Genomic DNA, 26,685 nt, shown 5'->3' with positions numbered 1-26,685 from the left:
TCTACACTCCTTATAAAGAGGTGGTGTTACAACCAAAATAGGTTTATCGCAATTAAAATGTAAACGCCACTTTTTATTTTTCCGATATGCTGGCTTGCTCGCGATTGGGCAATGCTTCGATTTAGCATTCCTGCAAATCGGGCGATAATGGAAAAGATTATAATTGCTTGTACAAAGAATAGCATCCCAAAAACTACAACCTGAAAAGCAGGATTCGGTCCTTTAACGATAAACTGTGGCAAAAAAGCTAGGAAAAACAGCAATACCTTAGGGTTAAGGACATTCATAATGAAACCAGTTCGTATAAGCTTCCCATAGTTTGTCTTCTCGCTATTGTTGGCAATGCTTAATCCCGATTCTCCCCACGAGAGGTAGGCTAAATACATTAAGTATAGAGCTCCAAATATTTTTACACCTGTTAGTGCCACCGGGTATTTCACAAGAAGCGCCGCAACACCAAGGGCCACCGCCGAGGTATGTACAATTAATCCCGAGCAAAGGCCAAGTGCTACTGCAACTCCGCTTTTCCAGCCATTGGAGATACTTTGCGCTATTACAAAAAGAATATCTGGACCTGGAAGAACCGTTAGCGCAGCAGAGGCTGCAATGAAGGAGATTATTTGGTATGTATCCATTTTATTGAGGCTGCTTTGTATTCTAAAATAGCGGTTAACCCGATTCTAACGATGCGGTATGGAGCGGCATAACGCTGGCTAAATATATAAGTTTTATTCCTTTCGCAGGAGGGCTGTTTCCTATTTCTCAAGTAGCGTTGCACCTGTTTGGTTTTGGTTAAACTAGGTGAAAACATGGTTGGCTCAACAATAAAAGGGGGTGTTTAGTCCTAATCTGCCGCTGTTGCTTGTTCGAACTAAGCTCTAATTGTTTGTGAATAATAAAGGTAGCGACGACGGAGGTCGGTACTGTTTCGCGCCTAGATGTTACTGTTTAATGGAGGCTTTTTACCTCTTCTTCTGCCTAGTATTGGGTTTGTATGTTGGTATAGCTGGTTTAAAGCTGCGATGTTTAGCTTTAGGTGCATCTCTGCTACAGTACAAATGTGGTTTAGTACAATCTTTGATAGTATGGTCTGTTATAATCTTACGGGGTTAGAGGTTTGCTGATTATTTAGAGGGCCTCTAGTTCGATAGGAAATTATCAGCCATAGATAGAATTTATTTAGTAGTACAAACCAAACCAATAAAACAATGAAATTAGTAAAGAAAGTAGCGGCATACATGCTTTTTGCATCGGTGCTGCTTGTTGGTGCTGCATCGTGTAGTAAGGAAAGCGATAACCACGAGGCCGAAATCGAGGCCGTTCAGCTAAAAGAGCCAGTTTCTCTGGGTAATGCTGCCATTTCGGGGGTTAAAATCACCATTTATGTTTCTAAAGATGCCGATGCTACCAAGTTAAGCCCAGTATTTAAGCTTTCATCGGGAGCAACCATTTCGCCAAAGAATGGAAGCACCCAAGACTTTACCAACCCGGTTAAGTACGTGGTTACATCGGAGGATAAAGCGGTTACTCGCGAGTATGAGGTCTCTGTTCGTAGGGAAGCAATGCTTTCTAACCCTTTCGACAGCTGGGAAAAGAAACCGGCAGATGCTTCTTCGGATAATTCAATATACTACACCCCTACAAATAGCGATTGGAGTACTGCCAACATTGGTAACGTGCTATTAAGAGGTCTTGGATACAACGTAAAAAATACTGTAGACCAAACCGAAGATGCTTTTCAGGGGGCAAAGGCGGCTATTATTCGTACCGAATTTGTTTCGGATAAGCCAGTATTTGGCCAGAATACTCCCATTGCTACTGGTTCTCTTTTCTTAGGCTCTTTTACCACCTTGCATTTAATGACAGACCCCTTGAAATGCACCAGCTTCGGCGTGCCAATCACCCGCAAGCCTTTAAGCGTGAGCGGATACTACAAGTATCTCCCTGGCGATAAGCTAACCGACGAAAATTTCACGGTGATTCCCAACGGAAAGGATTCGTGCGCCATTTATGCCGTTGTGTTTACGGGCACCGAGCCTTTGAATGGCCGCAATGTCCTTACAGACTCCCGCATTATTGCTAAGGCTGTGCTTAAGGGTGGTAAGCAGCCTGTGTACACCAAATTTGACCTGGTGCTAGACTATAAGAGGGACGTAGTACCCGGTGAGAATTTGATGTTTACCATTGTGTGCTCGTCTAGCTGGGATGGAAACATCTTTAAGGGAGCTGTAGGGAGTACCCTTTTTGTTGACGACATAAAAGTGACTACCAAAAATATTTAAAACAATTCTATATAGTGGCAAAACGGCCATTGCTGCCGTGCGACACCTTTTAGGCCGATGCTTTACCCGCTTATTAGGTTGTTGTAGCAGATTCGACTATAAATTAGGATAGTACGAAGGCTTTTGGGGGGTTTAAGGATTGCTCAGGTTTATCTTTTACGGGATGAATGTCGTTTGTGAAGCGCCTTTTGTCCTCCCCAAAACCTTCCTTCTATAGCTCGTTTTTGAGGAAAATGCTGCAGAGCTGCCACAAAACGGCAAGGTATTTGTATCCGAATCTATAGTGACATTTGTGTTTTGTTTTTAACTGTCTTATAATGATTTTTTGTGGTATCGGTACGATACCGCAAGACTCTGCCAATTTTTAATAGGTTTTGAAGCGGAGCTATTTCATTATAGCTTTGCTTCAAAACATATTTTTTTATCACAAAACGTATCGAATGATTAAAAAACTGGTGCTACTTGCTTTTATACTGTCTGGCTTAAAGTCTTACGCCTGGGAGCATGAGAGCTTTATTAAAGGAAACCTTAATATTGGAGCAACCACCCCCTATAGCATGCCAAAAAATATTACGGTAGCCGGGTTTAACCCTCTTTTCACCCCTTCGGTGAGCTACGAAATATCGGTATACCGTCTTAACAGCTTTAAGGTGTTTACCGGATTGCGTTACGAGGCTAAAGGAATGCATGTGAAGGCCGATGTGAAGGGTTACTACACCGAGTTTTACCAAAATGGCTCTCAGTTATCGGGTTACTTTACGGGCGCAAATGATACAAAGGCCTACAACAGCTACATGTCGCTTCCGGTAAAGGCCGTGTACGAGCTAAACAGCAAGTGGAGCATTTATGGAGGAGGCTACCTGTCTTACAACATCAGCTCGAAGTTTAATGGATACGCTCGCGACGGTTATATTTGGATTGATAACAACACAAATAAGATTCAGGTAACCGAGGGGGAGTTCGATTTTAGTAAAAATGTGCAAAAATGGGATGCGGGGCTCGAATTTGGGACCAAGCGAATGATAAATAGCCGTTTGGGGGTAGATGTTAACCTTACAACAGGCCTTGTTCCTCTTTTTGGAAAAGATTTTAAGAGCATAACCTTTAGCATGTACAACGTTTTCCTAGGTGTAGGAGTTAGCTACAAGCTAAAGTAGGTTTTTAAGAACTATCTATTATATTTGGCATTTTAAAATTCTTTCACACGACGATATTACTATAACTTTACTATTTATAAGCCCTAAAAACAAGATCTCCCCATCACCGAAGTCTCTTCGGGGGTGGGGAGTTTCCTTTTTAAAAAAAGGAATGAATTATGATACCTCATGTCGAGTAAAAAACTTTACTATTTATTGCTAGCTGTATTTCGCTGATCTTTTTTGGGCGCTAGCCTTAAAATGACGAACCTTGCGCTTAGCCTACGGTTCCTCATTTCCCGTTTTTATGTTATCGGATTGGTCGGGTTGCGATGGTTTATGCGTTGGCGTATCGTAGAGCTTGTACTGCTGCTGTTTGGCAAAGCTATTACGGAATGCGATTTTGGCAATTTCGCTTATGTTGCGCGTAAAATCCCATACGGCATTAAATCGCATAATTCTAGCTTCAGTTTCTACAGGCCGATTGGCTTTTGCTACTCCAAGCATAGCGCTAGCATTCAATAGCTCCTGCTTTAGCTCCTCCAGCCTATCCTTAAAATTAGCTGTAAGCCTGCTATCCAGCTTTTCCTTGTAGCTTGGCTTATCGTAGGTGGTAATAATTAGGTTCATAAGCCGAATCATCTTTTCGGGGTTTAGCCTGGCCTTTTCCATCTCCCTCTTGCCAAACTCTATGGTTATTGATGGGATATCGGGGAAGGTGCGCTTGCAATGGAAGAAGAAGAGCTGTATTTCGTTGCGGCATTTTGTCATTGTGCGATCAACATTTGCTTTGGCAATCGAGATGCTATTCTTAGACTCCACGCTCGAAAAATCGTTAATGCAGCTAGTAGTCTCTTCGTCCATGCTGTTTAGTATTGATAGGTTTATGGAGGGTTCTACCGCTGTTAGCTCGTCGATATCTAGCTTTGCTAGCTCTATAAACGTCTTTGACTGTTGCAGCATTTCGCTATCGGTCATGGAGTAGCTTCTTACCAGTTCTCTTCCCATATTTAAGGGTTTTAGAGTGAATAATTATTCCCCGCATAATGGGGCATTATTATACCAATTGGCAGCAGCTAGCGCTGGATTTGTGTAGCCACGTATCTACCAATTTTCCTACAATTTACAAAAAATGTATTTATCGCGCCAGATGCTAATATTGCTATAAAAATATGTTATGCAACATAAAAACAGGAGGGTTTTGTTGTGGTTTATTTCTTTTGTTGTTCATATATAGCGTTTTAGGTTTGATCTGCTTGTTTTGCTCCCATTTATTTTATTTCACCTATAAAGCATCTTTTTTACGGGTATTGATGGTAATTATATGCCTATATAGCTATTCTATTGTAGCTCTTTTACGTAATGCTATTTGCTTTGGGTAACCTTGCCATTACGATGGCAATTACTTTTTATCTAAAAATAGTAATGATACTACTTATAGCTACAATTCGAGCGTACGAAATGGGTTAACCAAATTACGAATATGCATTACGGAATTCTGAAAAAGGAATACGAGCTTCTGAAAATAGCTTACGAGCACGTTACCCATATTTGAAGGATGGTAATTTTATTTTTGAAGATTGTAGACGCTATTATAAAATTAGTTTAGCAAGCTTGTAAGCCGTAATTTTAATTTTTATAGTCGTATATTTTATTCTTTTTTACTATTGACTTTTAAATATAACTCGGCGTATATTGTAGAGATATTTATTTTAAATATAAACCAATATGAAGGCTTATTTACTCTCTGCTGCTGTACTGCTACTGCTTACGGTAGGTTTTCATCAACGCATTTTTGGACAAGGAACGACTGCTGCCAAAGGTTTTACAGGTAAGGAGGTGGTTAGCGTTTGGCACTGGGGCTCGCAAACGGAGCCTTACGGTATTAATCATGTTGTTGTAGACTCCAGTAAGGAGGCGGTGGTATTGGCCAGCTACAAAAAGAACAGTATTACCCGTGTTTATGGGGGATATTTACGTATGCCTAGCACTCCTGATAAAAAGGAGGCTATGCAAAGGTGGCTTAAAAAGCTCCATACGGCAGGCATCCAGCCGGTATACCTAATTGGAAGTCCTAAGTGGGTTTACCCGCAATACCGAAAGGATATGATAGCCTACATTACCAACAACTACATTTTGTACAATCAATCGGTTAAGCCAGATGAGCGGTTAGTAGGTGTACATCTGGATATTGAGCCACATGGGCTAGAGGAATGGTCAAAAGCAACCATAGAGCGCAAACGCGAGATAATGAGCCTACTAAAAGAAGCCTACCGCGATGCCCGAAAGGTACTTGCTGATAATGGAATGGGCGGCGATGAGATTATGGCAGACATTCCTTTTTGGTATGACAGCATGACTGCGGTTGGATGGACTTCGGATGAGGATCGAAAGGCTTGGTTTGCAGATGTAGCTAACTATTTGAATGGTTTTTCGATTATGAACTACCAAAATAGCTCCGTTGCAACGCTTATAGATAGGGCAAAGTGGGAACGAGATAACTTTAAGGGCGTTATAGAGATTGGCTTAGACTCCGATGATGTGGGAACCACCTGGAAAACCAAGGAGGAGTTTCGCCAAGCGGTAATTCAGATAATCTTAAAGACCAAAGCTCCTATTGCAATACATCGGTATGTAAATGTAATGCACCTGCAGGAGCACTAGGTATTAACGATCATCTTTTTAATGGGTATAGTAGAATTCCTCCTCCCGAGCATTCGCTGCTAGAGGGGAGGATAGTCCTTATTAAAAAGACATATACGGATCTTTACGGCTATAGCCTGAAACCAGCGGCTATAGTTATTCTTGCTTCATCTTTTACGAGCGACGGAGTCCATCCGGTGGTCGACGAATCGGCCCAACCATCGGGCGAGGTGGTGCCATCGTGCCCTGCAAAGTAGGGAACGTTGCTCTTACGGTATCCGAGCTCTAGCCTAAGGGTTGTGAAGCTATTTGGCATATAGTCTACGGTTGCCGTAAGCTGGCTGATGTTTAGCTTTGGCTTATCCATGTTATTTATGGCTTGGGTAAACGAGTTTGGGGTAAGGGTTGCAGGCGAAAAGGCGAGGTAGAGCCCCGGATTGGTGAGGTAGTCGTACCTCAGGGTTAGTCCAACGGTATTCTGCATAAACCAAAGGCGGTTCATGGCCGATATTCCGAATATATTTTGTTCGCTACGCTTTGCTCCATCGCCCCATTGGAATCCGTAATGGGTATTTAGCGCCAAAGCAGCTTGCGAAAGCCCTTTAGAGGTGGGCTGATTATGGTATCGAAGGGCTATGCTGTTGTCGTGATGAAAACGGTTGGTGTTTAAACGGCTATCCTTGCCCACATAGAGGCTGGCTGCTACTTGTACATCTTCGGTTGGGCGCCAAAGGTTGGCGCTTCCTATTCCGGCCATCTTATTCCAACGGCTATAGCTTTGCCATCCGTTTACAAGCCACAGCTCCGTCTTAAATTTCCACGAAGGGAAGAGCTGAAGGCGTGCGCCTGTGAGGTAGGAGGGCACAAACTCGTTTACCATGGCGCGCTGGTAGCTCCAATTCTCCTGCGTTAGGTAGCTATCCATTCCAATAAAGCTGCTAAAGAGTCCCATCTCGATATTAAGCCCATTTAGCACGTTAAAGTGGTAGCCAGCGGCTGCCTCGCGGATGTACTTGAGGTTACTAACGGTGCTGTTGCGTCCCTTAAGGGTCGAACCGTCTGTCTCTTGGATAAGATTGAGCATACTACCCGATTGCAGCCATATCCGGCCGATAGTATTCTTGTAGTAAGATTCCAAACCTATGGTGGCCATGTTTAAGGTGAATTCGTTGTGGCGTCCAATGGATGCTGAGCAGGTATGAGTATTGTCTAAAGGCCTTTTAAGGTCGTAGTTATAGTAGGCATCGACGTAGGCCATTGCAGTTACTACTACCTGACCGCTGGCATCGGTTACAGCTAGCGGAAACTCGGTTTGACGGCTTTGTCCGTTAATCCAGGTGGTATTAAACCCTTCGAGAGGAGCCTTTTTTGCCTCTTGAGCTTGGGCAAAGGCGTGGCCAGCTGATGCGATCATCAGCAGAAAAAATGCTTTTTTCATTTTAATGGATGTGGTTAGTGCATGGTATACATGCGGTTCTTTTAGCTTGTTTTTTTTATCTGCTCGGTTCTTTTCTTTCTCTGCTAAGCTGGCTCTGTGGCATTTTTAGGTTGATGGTTTGGATACCATAGCCGCTGGCCGATAAAGAAGCTGAATACGAGCGGTTTTTTTGAATTGTAGCTTAGGTTCTTATCCTATGTTGCTGTTTTGTAGCGCGTCTTACGGCTGGCGCTACGGATGTAGGGTGCTTCGTTGTAGGCAATACCGCTCCTAGGCTGCGATATTGTGCGCCAATATCAGCCCTACGTAATGATGCTTAAAGTAGATGGACTTTTAAGGAATGTCGCCCCTATACTCCTTCGGTAAATCGGTAGCCAATGCCCGATTCCGTCTTTATAAAGGTGGGTTGCGAGGGGTTATCCTCAATTTTTTTTCGTAGCTGCCCAATAAATACACGTAGATACTGGGTTTGGTTGATGTAGCTAAATCCCCACACCTCCTTAAGCAGCTGCTGGTGCGTCAGCACCTTTCCGGCGTTCTTCGAGAGCAGGGCCAGCATGGTAAATTCGGTGCTGGTTAGCTTCAGGGGCTCTCCATCCTTCTTCACGGTGTGGTTGGCCAGATCTACAGAGAGGTTGCCGAAGTTCAAGATGGGCGATGCCTCGTTTGTATTGCTAAAGCGGATGCTCGAACGGATGCGGGCCAGCAGCTCTCCGTTGCGAAAGGGTTTTGTGAGGTAATCGTTGGCCCCCGAGTCGAGAGCCTTTACGATTTCGTCCTCCGAGCTGCGCGCCGAAAGCACAATGATGGGCTTTTGATACCACTCGCGGAGCTGCTTAAGCACCACCTGCCCGTCGAGATCGGGTAGGCCAAGGTCGAGAATAATTAGAGCCGGCGTGTGGGTGGCCGCAGCCACCACTGCATCCTTTGCATTGGCTGCTTCGGCCACATTATAGCCGTTGGCCGTTAGCGTAATCTCCAACAAGCGGCGTATTTGCACCTCATCGTCAATAACCAATATGGTATCCTTAATTTCCATGCTGCTAAGCTACTCTAAGTTGATATTAGGAACGGGCGATGGCATTTTAATGACAAAACGTGCGCCACCGTTGGTTCTGTTCTCGGCCGAAACGGTTCCGCCCTGCGCCTCGATGAATCCCTTTACTATCGAAAGGCCAAGCCCCATTCCCCCTGGTTTGGCGTCGGTTCCCCGATAAAACTTATCAAAGATATGCGCAATATCGGGATATTTAAAGCCCTCGCCACGGTCCATAACTAAAATGGTTAGGGTATCGTTGTCGAAAAAGAACTTTAGGCGGATGGTGGAGCCCTTTGGGGTGTGTTGGGTGGCGTTATAAACCAGGTTGTAGAGCACCTGCTCGGTTAGGCCAAAGTCGAGCTTAACCATTGGCGTGTCTGGCGATATTACAACCTCCACGTTGTACTCTTCGAGCTCCTTTTGAAGGTTTTTTACCACTTCGTTGGCCAAATCGTTCACCTCGCACCACTCAAACCGGGGGGTTATACGTCCCGATTCCAATCTGGACATGTTCAGAAGGTTTTCGATAAGGCGGTTGAGCCTTTCGGAGGCCTTGTTGATCTCTCCGTAGAACTCCTTTTGTATTTCTTGTGGGTAATCCTGCGACATTAGGGCATCGGAGGCTCCCATTATGGTGGCAACAGGTATTCTGAACTCGTGCGAAATGGAGTTGAAAAGGGTATTGTAGAGCTTGTCGGACTCGTTTAGCAGCTGGGCACGGCGCGCAATCTTGTTTAAGAACTCGCGCTCTATGGCGTTGGATATTTGGGTGATGAAAGTGTCCCAAAAAAGCTCCTTGTCGCCTTTTAAACGGGCTGCTAGCTCTATGGCTACTACTCCTGTCTTAAGTGTAGCACCGTATAAGGGATAAAAAGTATGTTTTGAGGAGGGTAAAGTGTCGGTGAAGTGCCCCGCATTCTTGCAGTAGCGGTAGCTCCAGCTTGCTACGCTGTACTCATTCTCGGTAAAGGCGTTGTACTCCTGTAATTTTCCCTGTCCATCCTGTAAAATAAAGATTGGCTCCACGTCGAAATGCTTCTTGATCCTTTTTTTGGAGATGGAAAGCACCTCGTCGAGGTTGGTGGCCAACGATAGCTCCTTGGTAAGCTGGAAAAGGGCGTTGGTGCGCTCTTCTCGATCCTTGGTGAGCTTTTGTTGGCGGCGTACGCGCGTTGTGAGAACGCCGTTGATGAGCGCAATCACAAAAAACATGATGCAAGTAAGGGCATCTTCGGGTTTTTCGATGTGCAGCGTGAAATGAGGCGGGATAAAGAAGTAATCCCATATGGCGGTGCTCAGAAAAGCTGCCAAAAGTATCGGTCCAATACCAAAAACGGTGGCAAGAAGCGATACAATAAACATCATAACCAGCGATACCACCTGATAGCCTATGGCATGGCTGAGATGAAACATCAAAAACGAGGGAATAATAACGGCCAACGCGGAAATAAAGTACTGAATTGGCTTTGAGGTATACGATGGGAAGGCAATATAGCGCTTGTACGAGATATCGCTCTGCAAATCGGACCCCAAGACGTACACGTCGATGTTCCCGCTGTTTTTTATGAGCCGCTGCACAAAGCTGCCCAGCTGCAAAAGGGATAAAAGGTTCCGCGTACGAGGTTTTCCCACCACAATGTGGGTGATATTCTCCTTCGAAGCGACGGTTAGTATCGCCTTAACGAGGTCGTTGTCCGACGTGGTAACCACTTCGGCTCCCAGCTGGCGGGCAAGGTTTATATTTTTGGTGAGCTGCTCGTTCTGAGGGTCGTTAAGGGGCCTTGGTGTCTCCACATAGAGGGCCATAAGGCTTGCCGACATGGTATAGGAGAGATTTTTGGCCCACCTAATGAGCTTGGCCGACTGCTGGTTGGGGCCAATAACCACCATGAGGTGTAGGCCCGACTTCCAAGGGCCGCGGATGCGCTTCAGCTGCATGTAATCGCGCAGCTGCTTGTCTACACGGTCGGCAACGATGCGTAAAGACATTTCGCGTAGGGCCGTGATGTTTCCTTCCCTAAAAAAGTTGAGTAAAGCTTCGCGCGAACGCTCTTCGGCATATACCTTACCTTCTGTTAGGCGGATTAAAAGCTCCTTGGTGGTGATGTCAATCAGCTCTACCTCATCAGCCTTCTCGAAAATCTCGTCGGGAAGCGTTTCTCGGATGACAATACCTGTTATTTGGGCCACCGTGTCGGCTCTGCTTTCGAGATGCTGCACGTTTAAGGTGGTGTAAACATCTATACCGTTGTCCAGAATCTCCAAAACATCCTGAAAACGCTTGTTGTGACGGCTTCCAGGGGCGTTGGTATGGGCCAGTTCGTCTACTAAAACGGTGTTGGGCTTTCTTTGAATGATGGCATCGATGTCCATCTCGGGTAAAGATGTCTCCTTGTATAGTACATTCTTCCTCGAAATGATTTCAAAGCCGTTCAATAGGGCCTCAGTCTCTTTCCTGCCGTGTGTTTCGACATACCCAACGACAATATCGACTCCCTTTTCGGCTTCGACGGCTGCCGATTTGAGCATGGAGTAGGTTTTACCCACTCCTGCGCACATTCCAAAGAAGATTTTCAGCTTTCCACGCTTGCTTCTTTCCTCCTCGAGCTTCAGGGATGTCAAAAGCTCGTCGGGATCGGGTCTGAGGTCGTATTGCTCGTTCATTATAGCTTATTGATTTCCAAATTTAACTCTAAAACATTAACATAGCGCATTTCGTTGGTTGCAAAATCGATGGTATGCGATTTTTGGTAGATCAGATGCACCACTTTTTCCCTTTTTTCGGCGTCGAAACCCCGAGCCTTGGCTACGCGGTTAAGCTGCAGCATGGCAGACTCCAGCGAGATGTGTGGATCGAGGCCGCTGGCCGACGAGCAGAGCATGTCGGCAGGAATAGGGGTGTTGGCCTTTACCTCGTTGGCGCTAGCGAAGCTTTGGCGACGGGCGTTTACCGTCGAGTCGAGCTTGGCGCTTGTAGGGCCAAGGTTGCTGGCGCCAGATAGCGACGAGCTGTAGCTAACCGCCGATGGGCGGCTCCAGAAGTATTTGGCGTCGGTAAATTCTTGTCCAATGAGCTTCGAACCCACTGCCTTCCCATTCTGGTAGATGATGCTCCCGTTCGCATTGCCGTTAAAGGCCAGCTGGGCTATGCCGGTAATTAGCAGGGGATAGGCAACGCCTGTTATAATGGCTAGGATGGCGAACGCCTTAATGGCGGGTAGTATTTGTGATTTCATTTTCTTCTTCTTTTTAAATGGCGGTTGTTTTTAAAGCTGTTTGCCGTTTTGCTAGAACATTGAAATTACCATATCGATAAGCTTGATGCCTATAAAGGGAACTATCAAACCTCCCAAACCGTATATCAGGATATTCCGAGAGAGTATCGCGTTTGCCGACATGGGTTTGTAGGCTACCCCACGAAGTGCCAGCGGTATCAAAAGGATGATGATGATGGCATTAAAGATCACCGCGCTTAAAATGGCGCTTTCTGGGGTCGACAAGTGCATAATGTTGAGTGCCGAAAGCGGTCCTTCGCCTCCCGATTTGGCGTAAAGTATCGTTGTAATGGCGGGAATGATGGCAAAGTACTTCGAAACGTCGTTCGCAATGCTGAAGGTGGTTAGCGAGCCGCGTGTCATGAGCAGCTGCTTCCCAACTTCGACCACTTCTATTAACTTCGTTGGATTACTATCCAAGTCAACCATATTCCCAGCTTCGCGGGCGGCTTGCGTACCGCTATTCATGGCTATCCCAACGTCTGCTTGGGCTAGCGCAGGGGCATCATTGGTTCCATCACCAATCATTCCCACTAACCTACCGTTGGCTTGCTCTGTTCTAATGCGGTTAAGCTTATCCTCGGGCTTTGCTTCGGCTATGAAATCGTCTACACCAGCTTCGGCAGCAATGGCGGCGGCGGTTAAGGGGTTATCGCCGGTTACCATAACGGTGCGGATGCCCATGGCACGTAGCTGGGCGAATCTTTGCTTGATGCCACCCTTTACGATATCCTTTAGATGGATTACTCCGAGCACTTTATCACCTTCGGCAACCACCAAAGGCGTTGCGCCCATGCGTGCCAGCTCTTCTACCACGTCTTCTACCGCTTTGGGCATAAATCCATCCTTCTGCTGAACGTACTTTTTGATAGCTAAGGTTGATCCTTTTCTTATTTCGCGGATGGAACCGTTGGCAGATTTTATATCTACGCCGCTCATGCGCGATTGTGCGGTAAAAGGTATAAAGGTGATGTCGTTAGCATGAATATTTTGAGCTCTAAGCCCATATTTCTCTTTGGCAAGCACCACAATCGACCTTCCTTCGGGTGTTTCGTCGGACAGGGACGAGAGCTGCGCTGCTATGGCCAACTCCTCGGAGGTTATACCCTCGGCAGGGATAAAATCGGTGGCCATACGGTTTCCTAAGGTGATGGTCCCTGTTTTGTCGAGCAGAAGAACGTCCACATCGCCTGCTGCCTCTATTGCTCGGCCGCTGGTGGCAATTACGTTACGACGCAAAAGCCTGTCCATGCCGCTAATTCCGATTGCGCTAAGCAGCCCACCGATGGTAGTTGGGATTAGGCACACCAAAAGGGCAATAAGGATGGTAAGAGAGAGGTTGCTCGACGCTGGAAGCCCAGACGCTGCGAGTCCGTAGCCAAAAAATGCGGGTAGAGTAACTACTGCTAGGATAAAAATGATGGTTAATCCGACAAGAAGCATCGATAGCGCGATTTCGTTGGGCGTTTTTTGGCGGCTAGCACCTTCAACCAGCGATATCATACGGTCTATGAAGGTATCGCCCTGCTCGGCTGTGATTCTAATGACGATCCTATCGCTAATAACCTTTGTACCTCCGGTTACAGCGCTTCTATCTCCGCCGCTTTCCCTAATTACTGGGGCAGATTCTCCCGTAATTGCGGATTCGTCTACGCTGGCGATGCCTTCAACCACCTCGCCGTCGCTTGGAATGATGTCGCCTGCCTCGCAAACCACCAAATTTCCTTTTTTAAGCTCAGTTGCGTTGATTTCGGTAACCTTCGACTTGCCATCAAATAGCTTAGCCTTGGTTTCGGTTCTATTTTTTCGGAGGCTATCGGCCTGTGCCTTGCCTCTACCTTCGGCAATTGCTTCGGAAAAGTTGGCAAATAGCACAGTAAACCAAAGCCAGATGGTTATTTGCAGGTTGAATCCCGAAAAGGAACCGCTGAAGAGCTCATAAAAGACAACAAGGGTTGTTGCAATGGCTCCAAGCTCCACCAAGAAGATTACAAAGTTCTTTATTTGAACCTTAGGGTTTAGCTTAGTAAATGAAGCTACTATCGCTTCGATGATGAGCTGCTTATTAAGTAGCTTTGTATTCTTATTTTCCATTGACTTCAAATTTTAGAAGGTTACTCCGGCATTCATAAGCAAATGCTCCACAATTGGACCGAGCGAAAGGGCTGGGAAGAAGGTCAATCCGCCTACAATGAGGATTACCGTGATTAGCAAGCCCGCAAAAAGCATATTATCGGTTCTAAATGTGCCCGCCGAAGGAGGGGTGATCTTCTTTTGTGCAAGGTTTCCGGCTATCGCCATCACTGGGACGATGATCCCAAAGCGTCCGATGAGCATCCCAAGGCCAATCATGGTATTATAGAAAGGGGTGTTGGCATTCAGACCAGCAAAAGCGCTTCCGTTATTTCCGGCAGCCGATGTGAAGGCGTATAAAATCTCGCTGAAGCCGTGCGGACCAGCGTTGTTGAGGCTTGTGAGCGCCGATGGGAGCATAACGGCAATTGCGGAGAAGACCAGAACCACAAAGTTGGGCGCTAAAACGGCTACCATAGACATTTTTATGTCGTAGGCATCAATCTTTTTTCCTAAATACTCGGGCGTGCGGCCTACCATAAGCCCTGCAATGAATACTGTAAGGAAAACAAATATTAAAATGCCGTATAAACCAGCGCCTACACCTCCAAATATTACTTCTCCAAGCATCATATTCACCATCGAAACCATTCCGGATAGCGGAGAAAGGCTATCGTGCATTGCGTTGACGGCACCGTTGGATGCGCAGGTGGTGGAAACGCTCCAGAGGATGCTGTTGGTTAATCCTAAGCGGGTTTCTTTGCCTTCCATCATGGCTGCATGGGCTGCGTGGGCGCTATACTCCGAGTACATCGATAGCGAAAGTCCTGCTAAAAACAGCACAAGCATTACTCCGAATATGATTCTGCCCTGCTTAATGTTTCCAACCATCTTCCCATAGGTGAAGGGGAGGGCCGCAGCGAGTAAAAGCAGCGATAGCATCTCCAAAAGGTTGGTAAAAGGAGTTGGATTCTCGAACGGGTGAGAGCTGTTGGTGTTAAAGAAGCCGCCACCGTTAGATCCAAGCTGCTTAATGGCAATTTGTGAGGCGGCAGGTCCTTGCGGAATAACTTGCGTTGCCCCCTGAAGGGTATGAACCTCGGTATAGCTATTAAAATTTTGTATTGTACCCTCAGAAACAAGTGCAACCGAAAGAATAATGGCTAAAGGAAGCAGTACATATAGTGTGCTGCGGGTTAAATCGACCCAAAAGTTACCTAAAAGGGTGGTTGACTTTCGGGAAAGTCCTCTTATAAGGGCAAGAATTACCGTGAAGCCCGTTGCCGCACTTACAAAATTTTGTACTCCTAGTCCAAGCATTTGAGATAGGTAGCTAAGCGTATTTTCTCCGCCATAAGACTGCCAGTTGGTGTTGGTAACAAAGCTGGCTGTGGTATTAAAGGCCAAAAAAGGGTCTAGGCCAGGAAGGTGTTGGGGATTAAGCGGCAAAAATCCTTGGCACATCAACAAAACGAAAAGAAAGATAAAACCAAATAGGTTAAAGAGAAGTAGAGCCCATAGATAGGACTTCCAGTCTTGCTCTTTATTGGAATCTACACCTATTGTACGGTAGCATAATCTTTCTAGCCATCCTAAAGCGGGCAGCATAAAATGCTTTTTCCCTGTAAAAACTCTGGCCATGTACTTGCCAAGAAGAGGGGCAAGTGCAACGAGGAGTCCTACGTAGATTGCGATCTGGATAAAATCAGCAGTTGTCATTTTCCTTGATTTATAAATGTCTTTATTTACAAATCAAAAGTAGGTGTAGGGGCGTAAGGATTATGTAAGGATATTTTGGAAGGGTATAAAGATTTTATAAGTAAAATTGTATATAAAATAAAAGCCGCTGCTTCTCAACGAAAAGCAGCGGCTTTCTTATTTCTATTGCGTATTGCCTATTTGTTGATATTGCCAAACCAGCTGTTGAAGTAGGTTAGCAGGCTTTCTTTTGTACCATCACCATAAACAATCATAGGTGTGATTTTCCCTTGTTTGTCTTTATTGGCAATGATGTCGCCTATTTTATCGCCAGCAGGGAATGTGAAGGCTGCTAGCTTTATGGCTTTGTTGATATCGATATCTTTGTAGTCAAAATCTCCATCCATGTTGTAGGCTAAACTTAATTTTCCTTCAAGTTTTAGATTGTTGATTTGTAGTGCTACGTCACCATTAAATGCAACGTCTCCTGTCTTTTCGTTGAGTGAGATATTAAAGGCTTCTTGTGCTGATACTAGCTGCTTATTTCCGTTTTTAAACGAAGTGCTGCTGGTTGCGACAGCCTTGCCTTGGTTCATGCTAACCTTGTCGTGAGACTCGAGTGTGTAGGGAGCGAAAGACATTGAAAGGTCAGCAGAAGCAACTCCGTTAGTTCCTAGTCCATTTAAAAGTTCGCCAAAGGCAGCGTTATAGCTGATTTTAAAGACAGTTACGTTGTCTACACTTAGGTTAGCTTCTATTTGAGTTGGAACGTTAGCCTCTTGAGCAGCTACATATATTTCGGCATATTTTGAGAGAGTAAGTACCGCGTTGTTTTTGGTGCTTCCTTCTGTAGGGAACACTATAACAATATCCTTAGTGGTTGTTGTGCTAAATACAAACTTTCCATTGGTATAGGTGTATTTCCCTTTTTTATTAAAGTCGAAAGGTGTTTCAGACCCTTTTAATACAGGGGCAATAGGATTGCGTAGCGGAGAAAGGCTGCTTTTTACTGCCTCTAGAGATGCAATACTTGCAAAACTGCTTGGAAGAAGCCCTTTGTCTGCAATCTTAGAAAGAGTTACAAGTGCTTTTATGCCTTTGTTTTGCTGCATTGTTTTATACTCTGCTCCAAAGTTGCTGCTTACTTTTTGCAATTCAACTTTTGCGTCGGCTTGGGAAAGTTGTTTTACGGAAGAATCGTCTTTACTGCATGATCCGAGAATGGTTGCACAAGCAATGGATGCTACAAGTATTAAATGTTTCATTGGACTTAGTTTTAAAATATTTTATTCGTGCAAATATATCCTTTTTTAAGGAAAGTCTTAGGTTTTGTGCATGGTTAGAGACTTTCGAATTGAGATTGCAGTTTGTGCATACAGCCTTTAAGATGTAGCTTGTATTCTTAATATTAAGGGTAAGTGCTTTTTAAGGAGATATACTTTTCATCTACTACAGTGAATATTCCCATTGCTCCTTTTACATTTGTTTTTATTGGTGTTGGCACGGTAAATGGATCGAAGTAGGCGTCTATGGCTCTATTGCAGGAGTAAAGATATTCGTAGTGCTCTCTTGTTATATGGGATACGATGATTTTTATGGAGTCGCGTTTTATTTTTCCAACTTTCATGTGAATATTAAGCAACTCCTCGTTATTCTTTGCTAGGTTGTAGAGCTGAGCATATCTAGAAGTGATTTTCTCTTTGCTATGGTAGATGAATGTTTCTATTCTAAAGAATCTATCGGCGCTGTCGTATATGTTGGGAATGGTAACATTGATGTCTACTCCATTTACAGTCCAACTTTTAATCGATATTGGTTTTATAAAATGGGAGGTGGAAGTTATGGTGTCCTTATCTTTTATAATGAGGAGTTTTATATCTCCGTTTGTGAATTTTGGGAGTGGAGTTTTAGATAGGTAGTTTATGACGGTGTTGTTTTCTTTGTCAAAAATGAGATAGTTAGTTAGTGGAATGGTGTCGTTGTTTATTATGAATGATGCTTGGGCGTACCAAACGAAGTTGAGCATTACAATATCATTCATTCTATTGCTTTGGGTTAGTAGGAGGCTCATGTCTTTATCTGTTTTTAGAATAGCCTCTACTATGTGGTATTTCTTTTGGGTAGGAAGAGTTATGTCTACATCGCTATCGAGCTTACAGCTGATGGTGCAGAATATTATGAGTAGAATAAGGAGCGGTGTTTTCATATCTTAACTTCTATCATGAAAAAAGGAACCATCGGAAGCAGCGATCTTTTCTTTGCTACTAGCCGGGTTTGTTCGTTGTCGATTTGTTCCGGTTTAAAATAAATGAAATATGGGTTGGCTTGGTTGTATACGTTATAGATACCCATGTTGAGTGTCACCTCCCCAAATCTTTTTACTACTTGATACTGTGCGGCTACATCTAACCGATGGTTTAGGGGCAACCTTAAGTTATAGCGAGTTGTATAGATGGGTATGGATTTATTGCGTTCGTTATCGTAGTAGATTGAGGTTGGAATGGTTGTGATGTTTCCGCTTTGTACGAATTGGGAAGCAGAGATGCTCCATCGAGAATTTATCTTTATGTGTAAAAATAGGTCTGCTTTGTGTCTAATGTCAAACGGTGGATTAAACCATTTTCCATCGTTGATTTTATCAAACTTGCGTCGTGATTGACTCAAAGAGTAGGAGGCTTCTATGGTAAAGGTTCTTTTTTTTATGGACGAAGAGATTTCTATTCCTTTAGCATCTCCTTTTCCTGTAGTGTGGTAGAATCCATCATTTAAAGGCTCTGGATTTATAAAATCGATCTGATTTATTAGCGTTGAGTAGTATGATGATAGCTGAATATGCCATTCGTTTGATACGTTGATGTTAGCTCCAACACTTACCTGCTGCGACTTTTGGGGCTTTAAGGTATCGTCACAGGGGATTGTCATATCTATTGCAAGGTTAATTCCCATGGGCGCATATAGATGATCGAATTGTAGCCGTTGCGAGTACGATGCAAAAAAGGATATTGGCTTAGAGAGGGAGTATTGAGCGTATAGACGGGGAGAAAGGTAGTATTGGTTTTTTCTAAATGATTCGAGCCTTAATCCTGCATTTAGCTGTACAACTTTTGCTACTGATTGACTTATTGAGACGTAGATTCCTTTATTTATATAGCTGCCATCTTTACTGTTTAAAAAAGACTCATTCCCATTAATTTCGTTCGAGTTGGAATTTATTGATGTGCTGGTTTTGCCTCCAAAAATGCCAGCGTCTACTTGTCCTGTTTCGTTTATCTTTAGATTGCCCTCGGCCGATATGTAAAAGCGTTGTAAGGAGTTGGTTATGCTGTTACTGTTTGATTTAATGATATCGGTATTGGTATTGTACTGGCTGTAACCTCCATTTACCTTTATCTTTACTTTGTTCGATATGTTTTTCTCCCAAGAAAGGTTTGCTGCAATATTTCCCCAGGTAGCATCAATTCCTAAGTAGTTTTGGTGCTGCGATAGCTTATCTCTTGAAACAAACGTGGAGGCACATACTTTACTGGAGGAGTCGTGCTGGTAGGTTACCAACCCTATGATATCATAAAAGCGGTAGTCGGGTAGCTTTTCGCTGTTTCGGGAGTAATCATTTTTTTTATTGTAGCTCTTTGTTACTAAATCGAAGTAGGAACGGCGAGCCGAAAGGAGGTAGGATAGCTTCTTTTTGACAATTGCACCTCTGCTGTAAAGATGCGAAGTTAAAACTCCTACTCCTACAATATATTCGCTGCTATCAGCGGGTCTACTATTGCTATCCATAATTAGGCAGGAGGAGAGCATTCCTCCATACCTTGGATGTAAATTGTCTGTGAGAAGCTGTGTTTTGGCAATTGCGTTTGCGCTTACCGAGGGGTATACTCCCAATAGATGGTTTGTGTTGAAAATTGGAGAGCCGTTAATGATTACCTGATTCTGAGAGCTGGAGAATCCTCTAACGTAAAGGCCTGGATTGATTTCTTGTGCATGTGCCACTCCAGGTTTTTGTTGTAGTATTAGGTTGATGTTTCCTTCTCCTAGGAGAGGGATTCTCTTTTGCATCTCTATGGTGTTAACCGATATGTTTGATCCTCTATTTTCTGTTGGTTGGCTTGTTACTGTTATCTCTGCAAGCTTGTGCTGTTTTGGGGTTATATAGATGGTTAGCGTAGTATCTATTGTTGATTTAACCGATATGTTTTCTTCTTCGAAGGCCAGATGCATCAGCTGTAGCTTTGCCGATTCACCTTTGCTTAACTTCAAAATAAAAAGGCCAAGATGGTTGGTTACCGTAGTTTTCTTCCCTGATTTTATGAGAACCCCCTCTACTACTGCATTGGTTTCGCGATTTAAAACAGTACCTTTAATAGATATCTGCCCTTTTGTGCCGATACAAGCAAAGAGGATGAGCGTAAGAAATAAAATCCTAATTCGGATGAAACCAGCCATGAATAAAGTAGGGTATATATTATAAGTGCTGCAAACTTATTACTATTTCTTCAAGCTTTAGGTTTGACCAAGAAAAAAAGCAACCGCACAAGCATTGCGGCTGCTTTTATATTTTTGAGATTCTGACGATACGAATGAAGGCTAGCTTGGTGGCTTTCTACTTCCACTCAAACCGATCTTTCTGTGCTAGCGATTTTACGAACTCCTTTTTAAGCCAAGCACCTCGTTCCTTTTCGCCTTTTAGGTAGCAGTCGAAAAAGGCTAGCGAGCTTTGAAGTACATTTTCGAGATGTTTTTCGCAGAAGGGATCTTGAGAGGCTTCTGCATCTCTTCCCGAGAAGGTCATGTGTGTTGCTTGATCGAAGACAATTAGATACTGAGGTGCATTCTTGATCTTCTGGTATGGAATTGTTCGGTTGGCAGGGGTGAAGCCCGATTTACTTCCTGCTAGGGGGCTGTCGTCATTTGTCCCAGTAATATGTAGAAGCGGAATTTTCATGTCATTGTAAATATCCGAGTCTTCGTCTTTAAAACTTTCGGGAGCGTTGGGGCTTAATGCTATGCCTGCTTTAATGCGAGTGTCGTTAAGCTGAAAACCACCTCTTACGGTTTTTTGTCCAGCTGCAAATAGCACCGTTTGTGCTCCGAAGGAATGTCCTGCGATACCTATGCTACCTACATCTATGTGTCCTTTAAAGATTGGAGATGACTGGTTCATGGCAGCTATTTGGTCAATTGTAAAGGGGATGTCCTTAAATCTATCTATGGAGGTTTTGGGACGCATTACCGCTCTCTTCATTGCTTGCATAACTTCCATCTTACTGCTTGCATTTTTCCAGATGTCGGAATCGGAGCCTTTGTGCTGAATGTGTATGCAGATGTAGCCATGTTGTGCCATGTACTCGCCAAAGTAGGAGTATCCGTTGCAGCTGCCTCCTAGTCCGTGCGAAAAGATGATTACGGGATAGGTGCCCTGCTCTAAGTTGGGATAGTAAATTTTGTAGGGAACATCTCTGTTTCTTTTCGTATCAACAAAGGTTCCACTCGACGTGTTTACGGTTGCTGCATGCAAGCCTGTTGCAATAAACGCAGCAACAAGCGCTAGAATAAGCTTGTTGAGTTTCATGTGTAAGGAGATGAGGTTGGTTAAGAATCCTAGATCCTATTACTGATTAAAAGAGCAATACCCTACACTTTGGGTATTGCCTATGCTGCTTTAGCATGTCTGGTTATCTTTTATGTGCTCCGTCGCAAATGGGCATGGTAGCCGATCGTCCGCAACCACATATTTTAATGGTTTGATCTTCAATAAAAACTTTTACGCCATTAGTATCTGTCAGCTCAAATTTGCCTTCTAAGCGAATGGGGCCTCTTCCGTTTATGGTAACGGTAGCCAATACGCTTTCGTCGCGTTCTTCTTCCATGCTAGTTGTATTTAGTCGTTAAACCCATGCTTAAAGTGAGAGCCATCGCAGAAGGGTAAGCTTCCGCTTTTCCCGCATCGGCAAAATGAGGCCATTTGCATTCGTCTCATCTCCTTTCCATCGGGGCCAATAATCTTAAACGAACCAGAAACCAGTAGCGGTCCATTCTTCATGATGTTGGCTTTAACGGGTTTCAGCTCCGAAATTCCGGCAAACTCCTCGTTAAGGCTTTCAAAATCTTTTTCCCCCTTTTCTGACGTTTCAAGATCGTTCTTTTCCTTATCATTCCAGCTAAAGGTTAGCGCATTGGTAGGACATCTGTTTACAATGTCGATAATTGCAGGGGTTGGTGCGCCCGACATATCTACCCAAGGGCGTTTTCTGGGGTTAAATACCGAAAGAAGATCGGTAAAGCAGATGGAGGCATGCACGCAAAGGTTAGGTCGCCAATAAACGGTAATCTCCCCATTGGTATACTTACGCTTATTTTGATCCATAGTAAGTTTTTGGCTTAAACATCGAAACAATTGCTATAGTTCGCACAAATTACTGAACAAATGCTAATTTTACAACGTCCCTAAAACTAAATAGCAAAGAATCCGTTTACTTTGGCACTTTGTTTTAGAGCATACCTCGATGATGCGAAAATGGCTTAACATATTGATTCTCCTTTTAGGAGTATTTGGAGCAAAGGTTGCTGCTGCACAAGATCCGTTTACCATACCCAATAAGGTGGTGGTAGATGGCGAAACAATGGAAAACTACGCCATTAAGGAGGTGTACGTTTTTCCTTGGGAGAAGTTTAAGAGGCCAAGGGATGAGGCAAAGTATCGTCGGATGATTTATAACATTAAGCGGGTTTATCCCTATGCCATTCTGGCGCGCGATATGCTAATTAAGATGGAGGGCGAGGTGGCCCAGATTAAGAATAAGCGCGATCGCGAAATCTACATAAAGAATGCCGAAAAGCAGCTTAGGGCTCAGTTTGAGGAGCCGCTTAAGAAGCTAACCATATCGCAGGGTAAGCTGCTGCTAAAGCTTATCGACAGGGAAACGGGACGTACCTCCTATAGTATTGTAAAGGAGTTGCGGGGATCTTTTTCTGCATTCTTTTGGCAATCGTTGGCCAGGTTTTTTGGCTCAAACCTAAAGTCTACCTTCGATGCGGAGGGAGAAGATCGGGTTTTGAATCGGCTAATTATCCTTTACGAAAACGGGCAGCTAGAGGAGAACTACTAGTTTGGGTAAGGTGTGATTACTTAGAATATAATTGATAAATAGCATATAAGATATAGCCGCATGATTGTAATCATGCGGCTATTTTATATTGTACAACGTAGTGGTTGTTCCTTATTTAAAGAGGATTATTTGATTGATTTCTTCCTCATTAAGAAAACTCTCGCTAGCATCTATTTTTATGTATCTGTCAGGTTTTAGTCCTGTGGCAATATTTCCTGAAGGAAATTTGTATCTGCCAAGTGCAACCATGTATGCCAGATTGCTGTGTGGTAGATAGTCAAATTTTATGTTGCTGAAGCAATCTGTTGCTTCACCGGTTTCATCTCCCACAATAATACCTCGTTTAGAAACTTTGAACCATAAGGCAAAGTCAAGTGCCGAAGAGAAGGTGTTATATCCTTGAGCAATGAAAATATTTCCTGAATATCCAGAGGTGCGAGCCGCTACCTTTTCTTTGTAGGTTGCCTTGTACAGATCTCCAACATTACCAGCATATATCTTTACAATATGAGATGGCATTGTAAGCCTGTAGAATATTTTGTGAAGTAAGCTTTTTTGTCTGTAATCTTTTACCTTAGAAGAAGCCGCTTGCTTGTAATCATTGGTAATGCGCTCTTCTACCGATTGTTTAATCGTAAATGCTTTATGTTTTATGTATTTAGTTATATAGTCATTACTTGCAGTATTGCCGCCTGTGTTATTCCTAATATCGATTATTAGGTTTTTGATTTTTAGAGAATCAATTTTTTGAAAAAAGGTTTTTACCTGTTGTTGTATAGAACTGTCCTGATCAATGTCACAACTTGTGTAGTATAAAATGGCTAAAGAACGATCTGTGTTAATCTGAAAGTTTGATGGTTGCACTGCATTTGTGTCTTGACTCTTTTTGTAAAGAGATGAACAATCTAGGTTGTAGTTAGATGCAGAGTTAGTATACACTTTGTTATTTGAAATGTTTATGACCTCTAGTGTACCATTATGTTCCAATTCTATGGTATAGGGATGGTTTATCCCGAGTATAGGCAGGCAATACGTAAAAAGAAGAATATTACCACGTATGTTAGATCTTATCTGTTCGTTAGACATATATTTCTTGAATTGAGCCATGACGGAGGTCGTCTTTTGCCCATTTATACTCATGACTTTGCTTCTTACGCTGGTATACTTCTCTTTGACGTATAGGTTATAGTTGTTGTCAATTTCGAAAATGGGGGGAATGTATACTTGTGAAGTATCCTGCCAGATGAAGTCTAGGGAAATATTGGTATGTGCATCAAACAAATGGTTGAGTGTGGTAATCCGTTTGGCAAATTCTGAGGTAGATAGCGAATCGGGTAAGCTATTTACCAGTAGATTTCTTTCTCGTTCTACCGAATCTTTAGAGCAGAAATAGTAGGGGTTGGGATGATGTTGGTGGAGAGAGCGAAAGAAGTGATCAATGTCACTTTTCATTTGAGCTTTGTCAAGCTTTTTGGTGACCTGCGACCACGATGCTAAGTTAGGTAGCAGCAAAGTAAGGAGTAGTAGTACCTTTATCACAATTTTATTCATAGGTAATGGGAGCTTTTTATTCAGAACTTTGCAGCCTTAAATTGGTAGGTTGCATCGAACGAAGGAATTAAGTATGGTTTTTTTATTAGATATGGTAAACCTACAAAAAAAGTTTTATTGTACTTTTTAGTTTGCGTTTTGATAGCGATGTATTTTTAAGGATTCAGTATTTATGGCAAGGTTCTGTATATCCAACCTTATTATGTTGTGCATTATACGACTCGTATTTTATCTTTCACCATTTATGTTTTTTTCTTCCATTTCCTTTCTCTCCTTAAAATCGGGTTGGGTTAATATATCTATATTTGAAGCCATAACCTAAAACATGGCATTTATGCGTAAATTGTTACTTACCGCTTTTGCTTTAGCTGCAGTATGCAGCTCGGGCTTTAGCCAAAATACCGAAAAGATGGAAGTAAAGGATCCTGCCTACAACTGGGACTTCACCCATATCTATCCCAGCTGGGATGCTTGGCAAAAGGAGCTAAAAGACTTTAGCGCGCTTACTCCTAAGTTTATAGAGTATAAGGGAAAGATCTCTAAAGATCCAAAGGCGCTAATTGAGTACATTAAGCTTTCGGAAAAGGCCGGACAGATGGGATCTAAGCTTAGCTCGTTTGCCCGCTTGCAGAAGGATGTTGATGGAAAGAACTCGATGTATAATGCCAAGCTGCAGGAGCTACAAAACATTTTTGTGGAGATGAGCAAGAATCGCTCATGGTATTCGCCCGAATTGGCGACTCTTCCACAGGAAACTGCAATGAAATGGATTGCCGAAAATCCTGAGTTGGCTCCCTATAAGCACGATATGGAGGACTTTTACCGCGAGCTGTCTCATATTCTCGACGAAAAGACTCAAAATATCCTTAACGAGTATAGCCGTGCTTTAAGTGCAACCTCTAAAATCTACAATTCGCTTTCGGTTGCCGATATTGAATTCCCAAAGGTTAAGCTCTCAACAGGCGAAGAGGTAACCGCTTCTCCTGCCGTAGCTTCTCGCATATATGCTACATCACCTAACCAGGAAGATCGTCTTAAGGTAGCAAACGCTAACCGCGACTACTACTTTAAGCATCGTAACACCTTTGCCGATATCTACCTAGGTATGCTACAGTCTCGTGCTGCTAGCGCAAGGCTCGAAGGATACAAAAGCTGCCTCGATGCTACGCTTTCGGGCAATAATATTCCGACGGATGTGTACTTTACCCTTCTAAAGGTTGCCCAAACTAACGTTGCTCCCCTTCAAAAATACTGGGATTTACGTAAGCGTGCTTTGGGGCTAGCTAAGTACTACCATTCTGATGCTTCGGCAGAGCTTACCAACTTTAGCCGTAGCTACAAGTGGGAGGAAGCTGTTAAGATTGTAACCTCGGCGCTTGGTATGATGGGCAAGGAGTATAACGAAAACTTTAACAGCATGCTTACCGGTGGTAAGATTGATGTTTTTGAGAAGCCAGGAAAGCAAACCGGTGCCTACAACCTTTCTCTTTATGGGGTGCATCCTTACGTGCTAATGAACTGGAATGAAACTCGCGATAACGTATTTACTTTGGCGCACGAGTTGGGACACTCGGTTCATGGTATTCTTGCCCAAAAGTATCAATCCTACAACAATAGTGGCGCAAATTCGATGGTAGCCGAAGTTGCTTCAACCTTTAACGAGTGCGTGCTGTTAGACTACATGCTAGCTCAATCTAAAGATCCTAACGAGAAGATTGCCCTGCTAGTACAAGCTATCGATAATGTTGCAGGTACCTTCTACCGTCAGGTACAATTTGCAGAGTTCGAGTACACCATGCATAACATGGTAGAAAACAATAAACCTGTAAATGCCGATGTTATTGCTAAGGTTTACGGAGATATCGACGCTAAGTACAACGGTTTAGGCGTGGAGCAACCCGAAAACCTTAAGTACTCTTGGCCTCGCGTATTCCACTTCTTTAACTACAACTTCTACGTTTACAACTATGCCGTTTCGTTTACCGCTTCGAATGCACTTTATGGTAACATTGTAAATGCAAAGAATAAGAAGGAGGCAGATGCCGCTAAGGAGCGCTACCTTAACCTGCTAAAGAGCGGTGGTAACGACTACCCAATCAACCTTCTAAGAAATGCAGGGATTGATATGACCAAAGAGGAGTCGTACCTTGCTGTAACCAACCGTTTGCAAAAGCTGGTAGATCAGCTGGAGGTTGAGCTGAAAAAGGTAGACAAGATTAAGTAGAAGAAAAAGAATTATGGAGATATGAGATATGAGTAGTGAGTAGTGAGTAGTGAGAAGTGAGTACAGAGTAGTGAGTACGGAGTAATGAGTACAGAGTAGTGAGCACAGAGTACAAAGTATTGTGATTTACTCATATCTCAGTACTCATATCTCAATACTCATATCTCAATACTCATATCTCAATACTCATATCTCAATACTCATATCTCAATACTCA

At 43.6% G+C, this 26,685-nt stretch carries 20 protein-coding genes; 5 read left to right on the top strand and 15 right to left on the bottom strand.

Annotated elements, in window-relative coordinates; all coding sequences use genetic code 11:
* Positions 1–26 precede the first annotated feature (26 nt).
* Complete coding sequence (locus tag L990_RS17300) at positions 27–635, bottom strand: LysE family translocator (RefSeq protein WP_047452041.1); 609 nt, start codon at positions 633–635, stop codon at positions 27–29.
* 573 nt (positions 636–1,208) lie between these two features.
* Here L990_RS17300 and L990_RS17295 point away from each other — a divergent pair.
* Both L990_RS17295 and L990_RS17290 read left to right on the top strand, forming a co-directional pair.
* Positions 1,209–2,282 carry a PCMD domain-containing protein gene (locus L990_RS17295; protein WP_047452039.1) on the top strand — a complete coding sequence of 358 codons (1,074 nt, stop codon included), beginning with the start codon at positions 1,209–1,211 and terminating at the stop codon, positions 2,280–2,282.
* A gap of 440 nt (positions 2,283–2,722) precedes the next feature.
* Positions 2,723–3,439, top strand: a complete 717-nt coding sequence (locus L990_RS17290) for an outer membrane beta-barrel protein (protein WP_047452037.1) — start codon at positions 2,723–2,725, stop codon at positions 3,437–3,439.
* A gap of 261 nt (positions 3,440–3,700) precedes the next feature.
* On the opposite strand, the gene L990_RS17285 is transcribed toward L990_RS17290, so the two are convergent.
* Complete coding sequence (locus L990_RS17285) at positions 3,701–4,426, bottom strand: hypothetical protein (RefSeq protein ID WP_047452035.1); 726 nt, start codon at positions 4,424–4,426, stop codon at positions 3,701–3,703.
* 720 nt (positions 4,427–5,146) lie between these two features.
* Between L990_RS17285 and L990_RS17280 the strand changes: the two genes are divergently transcribed.
* Positions 5,147–6,082: a hypothetical protein gene (locus L990_RS17280; protein WP_047452033.1), complete on the top strand. Its 936-nt coding sequence runs from the start codon at positions 5,147–5,149 to the stop codon at positions 6,080–6,082.
* 109 nt (positions 6,083–6,191) lie between these two features.
* Here L990_RS17280 and L990_RS17275 read toward each other — a convergent pair whose 3' ends face one another.
* From L990_RS17275 to L990_RS17220, 12 genes are all read right to left on the bottom strand, one after another.
* The gene (locus L990_RS17275; protein ID WP_047452031.1) at positions 6,192–7,499 is read right to left on the bottom strand and encodes an outer membrane beta-barrel protein; all 1,308 of its coding nucleotides are present in this window, start codon (positions 7,497–7,499) and stop codon (positions 6,192–6,194) included.
* Positions 7,500–7,848: 349 nt separating this feature from the next.
* On the bottom strand, positions 7,849–8,538 hold the full coding sequence (locus tag L990_RS17270) for a response regulator (protein ID WP_047452029.1): 690 nt from the start codon (positions 8,536–8,538) through the stop codon (positions 7,849–7,851).
* A 9-nt stretch (positions 8,539–8,547) separates the two neighbouring features.
* Positions 8,548–11,202 (bottom strand): sensor histidine kinase, encoded by a 2,655-nt coding sequence (locus L990_RS17265; protein WP_047452027.1) that lies wholly within the window; start codon positions 11,200–11,202, stop codon positions 8,548–8,550.
* Positions 11,202–11,774, bottom strand: coding sequence for a potassium-transporting ATPase subunit KdpC (kdpC, locus tag L990_RS17260; protein ID WP_047452025.1), 573 nt, complete (start codon positions 11,772–11,774; stop codon positions 11,202–11,204). The genes L990_RS17265 and kdpC overlap by 1 nt, the downstream gene beginning before the upstream one ends.
* A 51-nt stretch (positions 11,775–11,825) precedes the next feature.
* Complete coding sequence (gene kdpB / locus L990_RS17255) at positions 11,826–13,907, bottom strand: potassium-transporting ATPase subunit KdpB (RefSeq protein ID WP_047452023.1); 2,082 nt, start codon at positions 13,905–13,907, stop codon at positions 11,826–11,828.
* Between the two features lie 12 nt (positions 13,908–13,919).
* Positions 13,920–15,605, bottom strand: a complete 1,686-nt coding sequence (gene kdpA, locus L990_RS17250; protein ID WP_047452022.1) for a potassium-transporting ATPase subunit KdpA — start codon at positions 15,603–15,605, stop codon at positions 13,920–13,922.
* Positions 15,606–15,781: 176 nt separating this feature from the next.
* Positions 15,782–16,849: a hypothetical protein gene (locus tag L990_RS17245; protein WP_047452020.1), complete on the bottom strand. Its 1,068-nt coding sequence runs from the start codon at positions 16,847–16,849 to the stop codon at positions 15,782–15,784.
* Between the two features lie 143 nt (positions 16,850–16,992).
* Positions 16,993–17,790 (bottom strand): DUF4249 family protein, encoded by a 798-nt coding sequence (locus L990_RS17240; protein ID WP_047452018.1) that lies wholly within the window; start codon positions 17,788–17,790, stop codon positions 16,993–16,995.
* A complete protein-coding gene (locus tag L990_RS17235) occupies positions 17,787–20,030 on the bottom strand; it encodes a TonB-dependent receptor plug domain-containing protein (RefSeq protein WP_047452016.1) in 2,244 nt (747 codons plus the stop codon). The genes L990_RS17240 and L990_RS17235 overlap by 4 nt, the downstream gene beginning before the upstream one ends.
* A gap of 157 nt (positions 20,031–20,187) precedes the next feature.
* Entirely contained in the window at positions 20,188–21,156 is a 969-nt protein-coding gene (locus L990_RS17230; RefSeq protein ID WP_047452015.1) for an alpha/beta hydrolase family protein, read from the bottom strand.
* A 103-nt stretch (positions 21,157–21,259) separates the two neighbouring features.
* On the bottom strand, positions 21,260–21,454 hold the full coding sequence (locus L990_RS17225) for a CDGSH iron-sulfur domain-containing protein (protein WP_047452013.1): 195 nt from the start codon (positions 21,452–21,454) through the stop codon (positions 21,260–21,262).
* 11 nt (positions 21,455–21,465) lie between these two features.
* Complete coding sequence (locus L990_RS17220; protein ID WP_047452010.1) at positions 21,466–21,951, bottom strand: (4Fe-4S)-binding protein; 486 nt, start codon at positions 21,949–21,951, stop codon at positions 21,466–21,468.
* Between the two features lie 139 nt (positions 21,952–22,090).
* Between L990_RS17220 and L990_RS17215 the strand changes: the two genes are divergently transcribed.
* Positions 22,091–22,693: a DUF4294 domain-containing protein gene (locus tag L990_RS17215; RefSeq protein WP_052181120.1), complete on the top strand. Its 603-nt coding sequence runs from the start codon at positions 22,091–22,093 to the stop codon at positions 22,691–22,693.
* A gap of 111 nt (positions 22,694–22,804) precedes the next feature.
* Here the strand turns inward: L990_RS17215 and L990_RS17210 are convergent, their stop codons facing one another.
* Entirely contained in the window at positions 22,805–24,244 is a 1,440-nt protein-coding gene (locus L990_RS17210; RefSeq protein ID WP_047452008.1) for a S41 family peptidase, read from the bottom strand.
* Positions 24,245–24,578: 334 nt separating this feature from the next.
* Here L990_RS17210 and pepF point away from each other — a divergent pair, with 334 nt between their 5' ends.
* Positions 24,579–26,468 (top strand): oligoendopeptidase F, encoded by a 1,890-nt coding sequence (gene pepF / locus L990_RS17205; protein ID WP_197057327.1) that lies wholly within the window; start codon positions 24,579–24,581, stop codon positions 26,466–26,468.
* The last annotated feature ends 217 nt before the right edge of the window (positions 26,469–26,685 follow it).

The organism is Alistipes sp. ZOR0009, from assembly GCF_000798815.1.
Classification (GTDB): domain Bacteria; phylum Bacteroidota; class Bacteroidia; order Bacteroidales; family ZOR0009; genus Acetobacteroides.
The sequence above is the reverse complement of the archived record's forward strand: the minus strand, read 5'-3'. Positions and strand labels throughout refer to the sequence as shown.

Excerpts from the sequence above, each read along its gene's own strand:
- L990_RS17245 (WP_047452020.1), bottom strand. The coding sequence starts at position 16,849 with ATGAAACATTTAATACTTGTAGCATCCATTGCTTGTGCAACCATTCTC.
- L990_RS17265 (WP_047452027.1), bottom strand. The coding sequence starts at position 11,202 with ATGAACGAGCAATACGACCTCAGACCCGATCCCGACGAGCTTTTGACA.
- kdpC (WP_047452025.1), bottom strand. The coding sequence starts at position 11,774 with ATGAAATCACAAATACTACCCGCCATTAAGGCGTTCGCCATCCTAGCC.
- L990_RS17285 (WP_047452035.1), bottom strand. The coding sequence starts at position 4,426 with ATGGGAAGAGAACTGGTAAGAAGCTACTCCATGACCGATAGCGAAATG.
- kdpB (WP_047452023.1), bottom strand. The coding sequence starts at position 13,907 with ATGGAAAATAAGAATACAAAGCTACTTAATAAGCAGCTCATCATCGAA.
- L990_RS17215 (WP_052181120.1), top strand. The coding sequence starts at position 22,091 with ATGATGCGAAAATGGCTTAACATATTGATTCTCCTTTTAGGAGTATTT.
- L990_RS17220 (WP_047452010.1), bottom strand. The coding sequence starts at position 21,951 with ATGGATCAAAATAAGCGTAAGTATACCAATGGGGAGATTACCGTTTAT.
- kdpA (WP_047452022.1), bottom strand. The coding sequence starts at position 15,605 with ATGACAACTGCTGATTTTATCCAGATCGCAATCTACGTAGGACTCCTC.
- L990_RS17235 (WP_047452016.1), bottom strand. The coding sequence starts at position 20,030 with ATGGCTGGTTTCATCCGAATTAGGATTTTATTTCTTACGCTCATCCTC.
- L990_RS17295 (WP_047452039.1), top strand. The coding sequence starts at position 1,209 with ATGAAATTAGTAAAGAAAGTAGCGGCATACATGCTTTTTGCATCGGTG.
- L990_RS17270 (WP_047452029.1), bottom strand. The coding sequence starts at position 8,538 with ATGGAAATTAAGGATACCATATTGGTTATTGACGATGAGGTGCAAATA.
- L990_RS17275 (WP_047452031.1), bottom strand. The coding sequence starts at position 7,499 with ATGAAAAAAGCATTTTTTCTGCTGATGATCGCATCAGCTGGCCACGCC.
- L990_RS17300 (WP_047452041.1), bottom strand. The coding sequence starts at position 635 with ATGGATACATACCAAATAATCTCCTTCATTGCAGCCTCTGCTGCGCTA.
- L990_RS17240 (WP_047452018.1), bottom strand. The coding sequence starts at position 17,790 with ATGAAAACACCGCTCCTTATTCTACTCATAATATTCTGCACCATCAGC.
- L990_RS17225 (WP_047452013.1), bottom strand. The coding sequence starts at position 21,454 with ATGGAAGAAGAACGCGACGAAAGCGTATTGGCTACCGTTACCATAAAC.
- L990_RS17290 (WP_047452037.1), top strand. The coding sequence starts at position 2,723 with ATGATTAAAAAACTGGTGCTACTTGCTTTTATACTGTCTGGCTTAAAG.
- L990_RS17280 (WP_047452033.1), top strand. The coding sequence starts at position 5,147 with ATGAAGGCTTATTTACTCTCTGCTGCTGTACTGCTACTGCTTACGGTA.
- L990_RS17210 (WP_047452008.1), bottom strand. The coding sequence starts at position 24,244 with ATGAATAAAATTGTGATAAAGGTACTACTACTCCTTACTTTGCTGCTA.
- L990_RS17230 (WP_047452015.1), bottom strand. The coding sequence starts at position 21,156 with ATGAAACTCAACAAGCTTATTCTAGCGCTTGTTGCTGCGTTTATTGCA.
- pepF (WP_197057327.1), top strand. The coding sequence starts at position 24,579 with ATGCGTAAATTGTTACTTACCGCTTTTGCTTTAGCTGCAGTATGCAGC.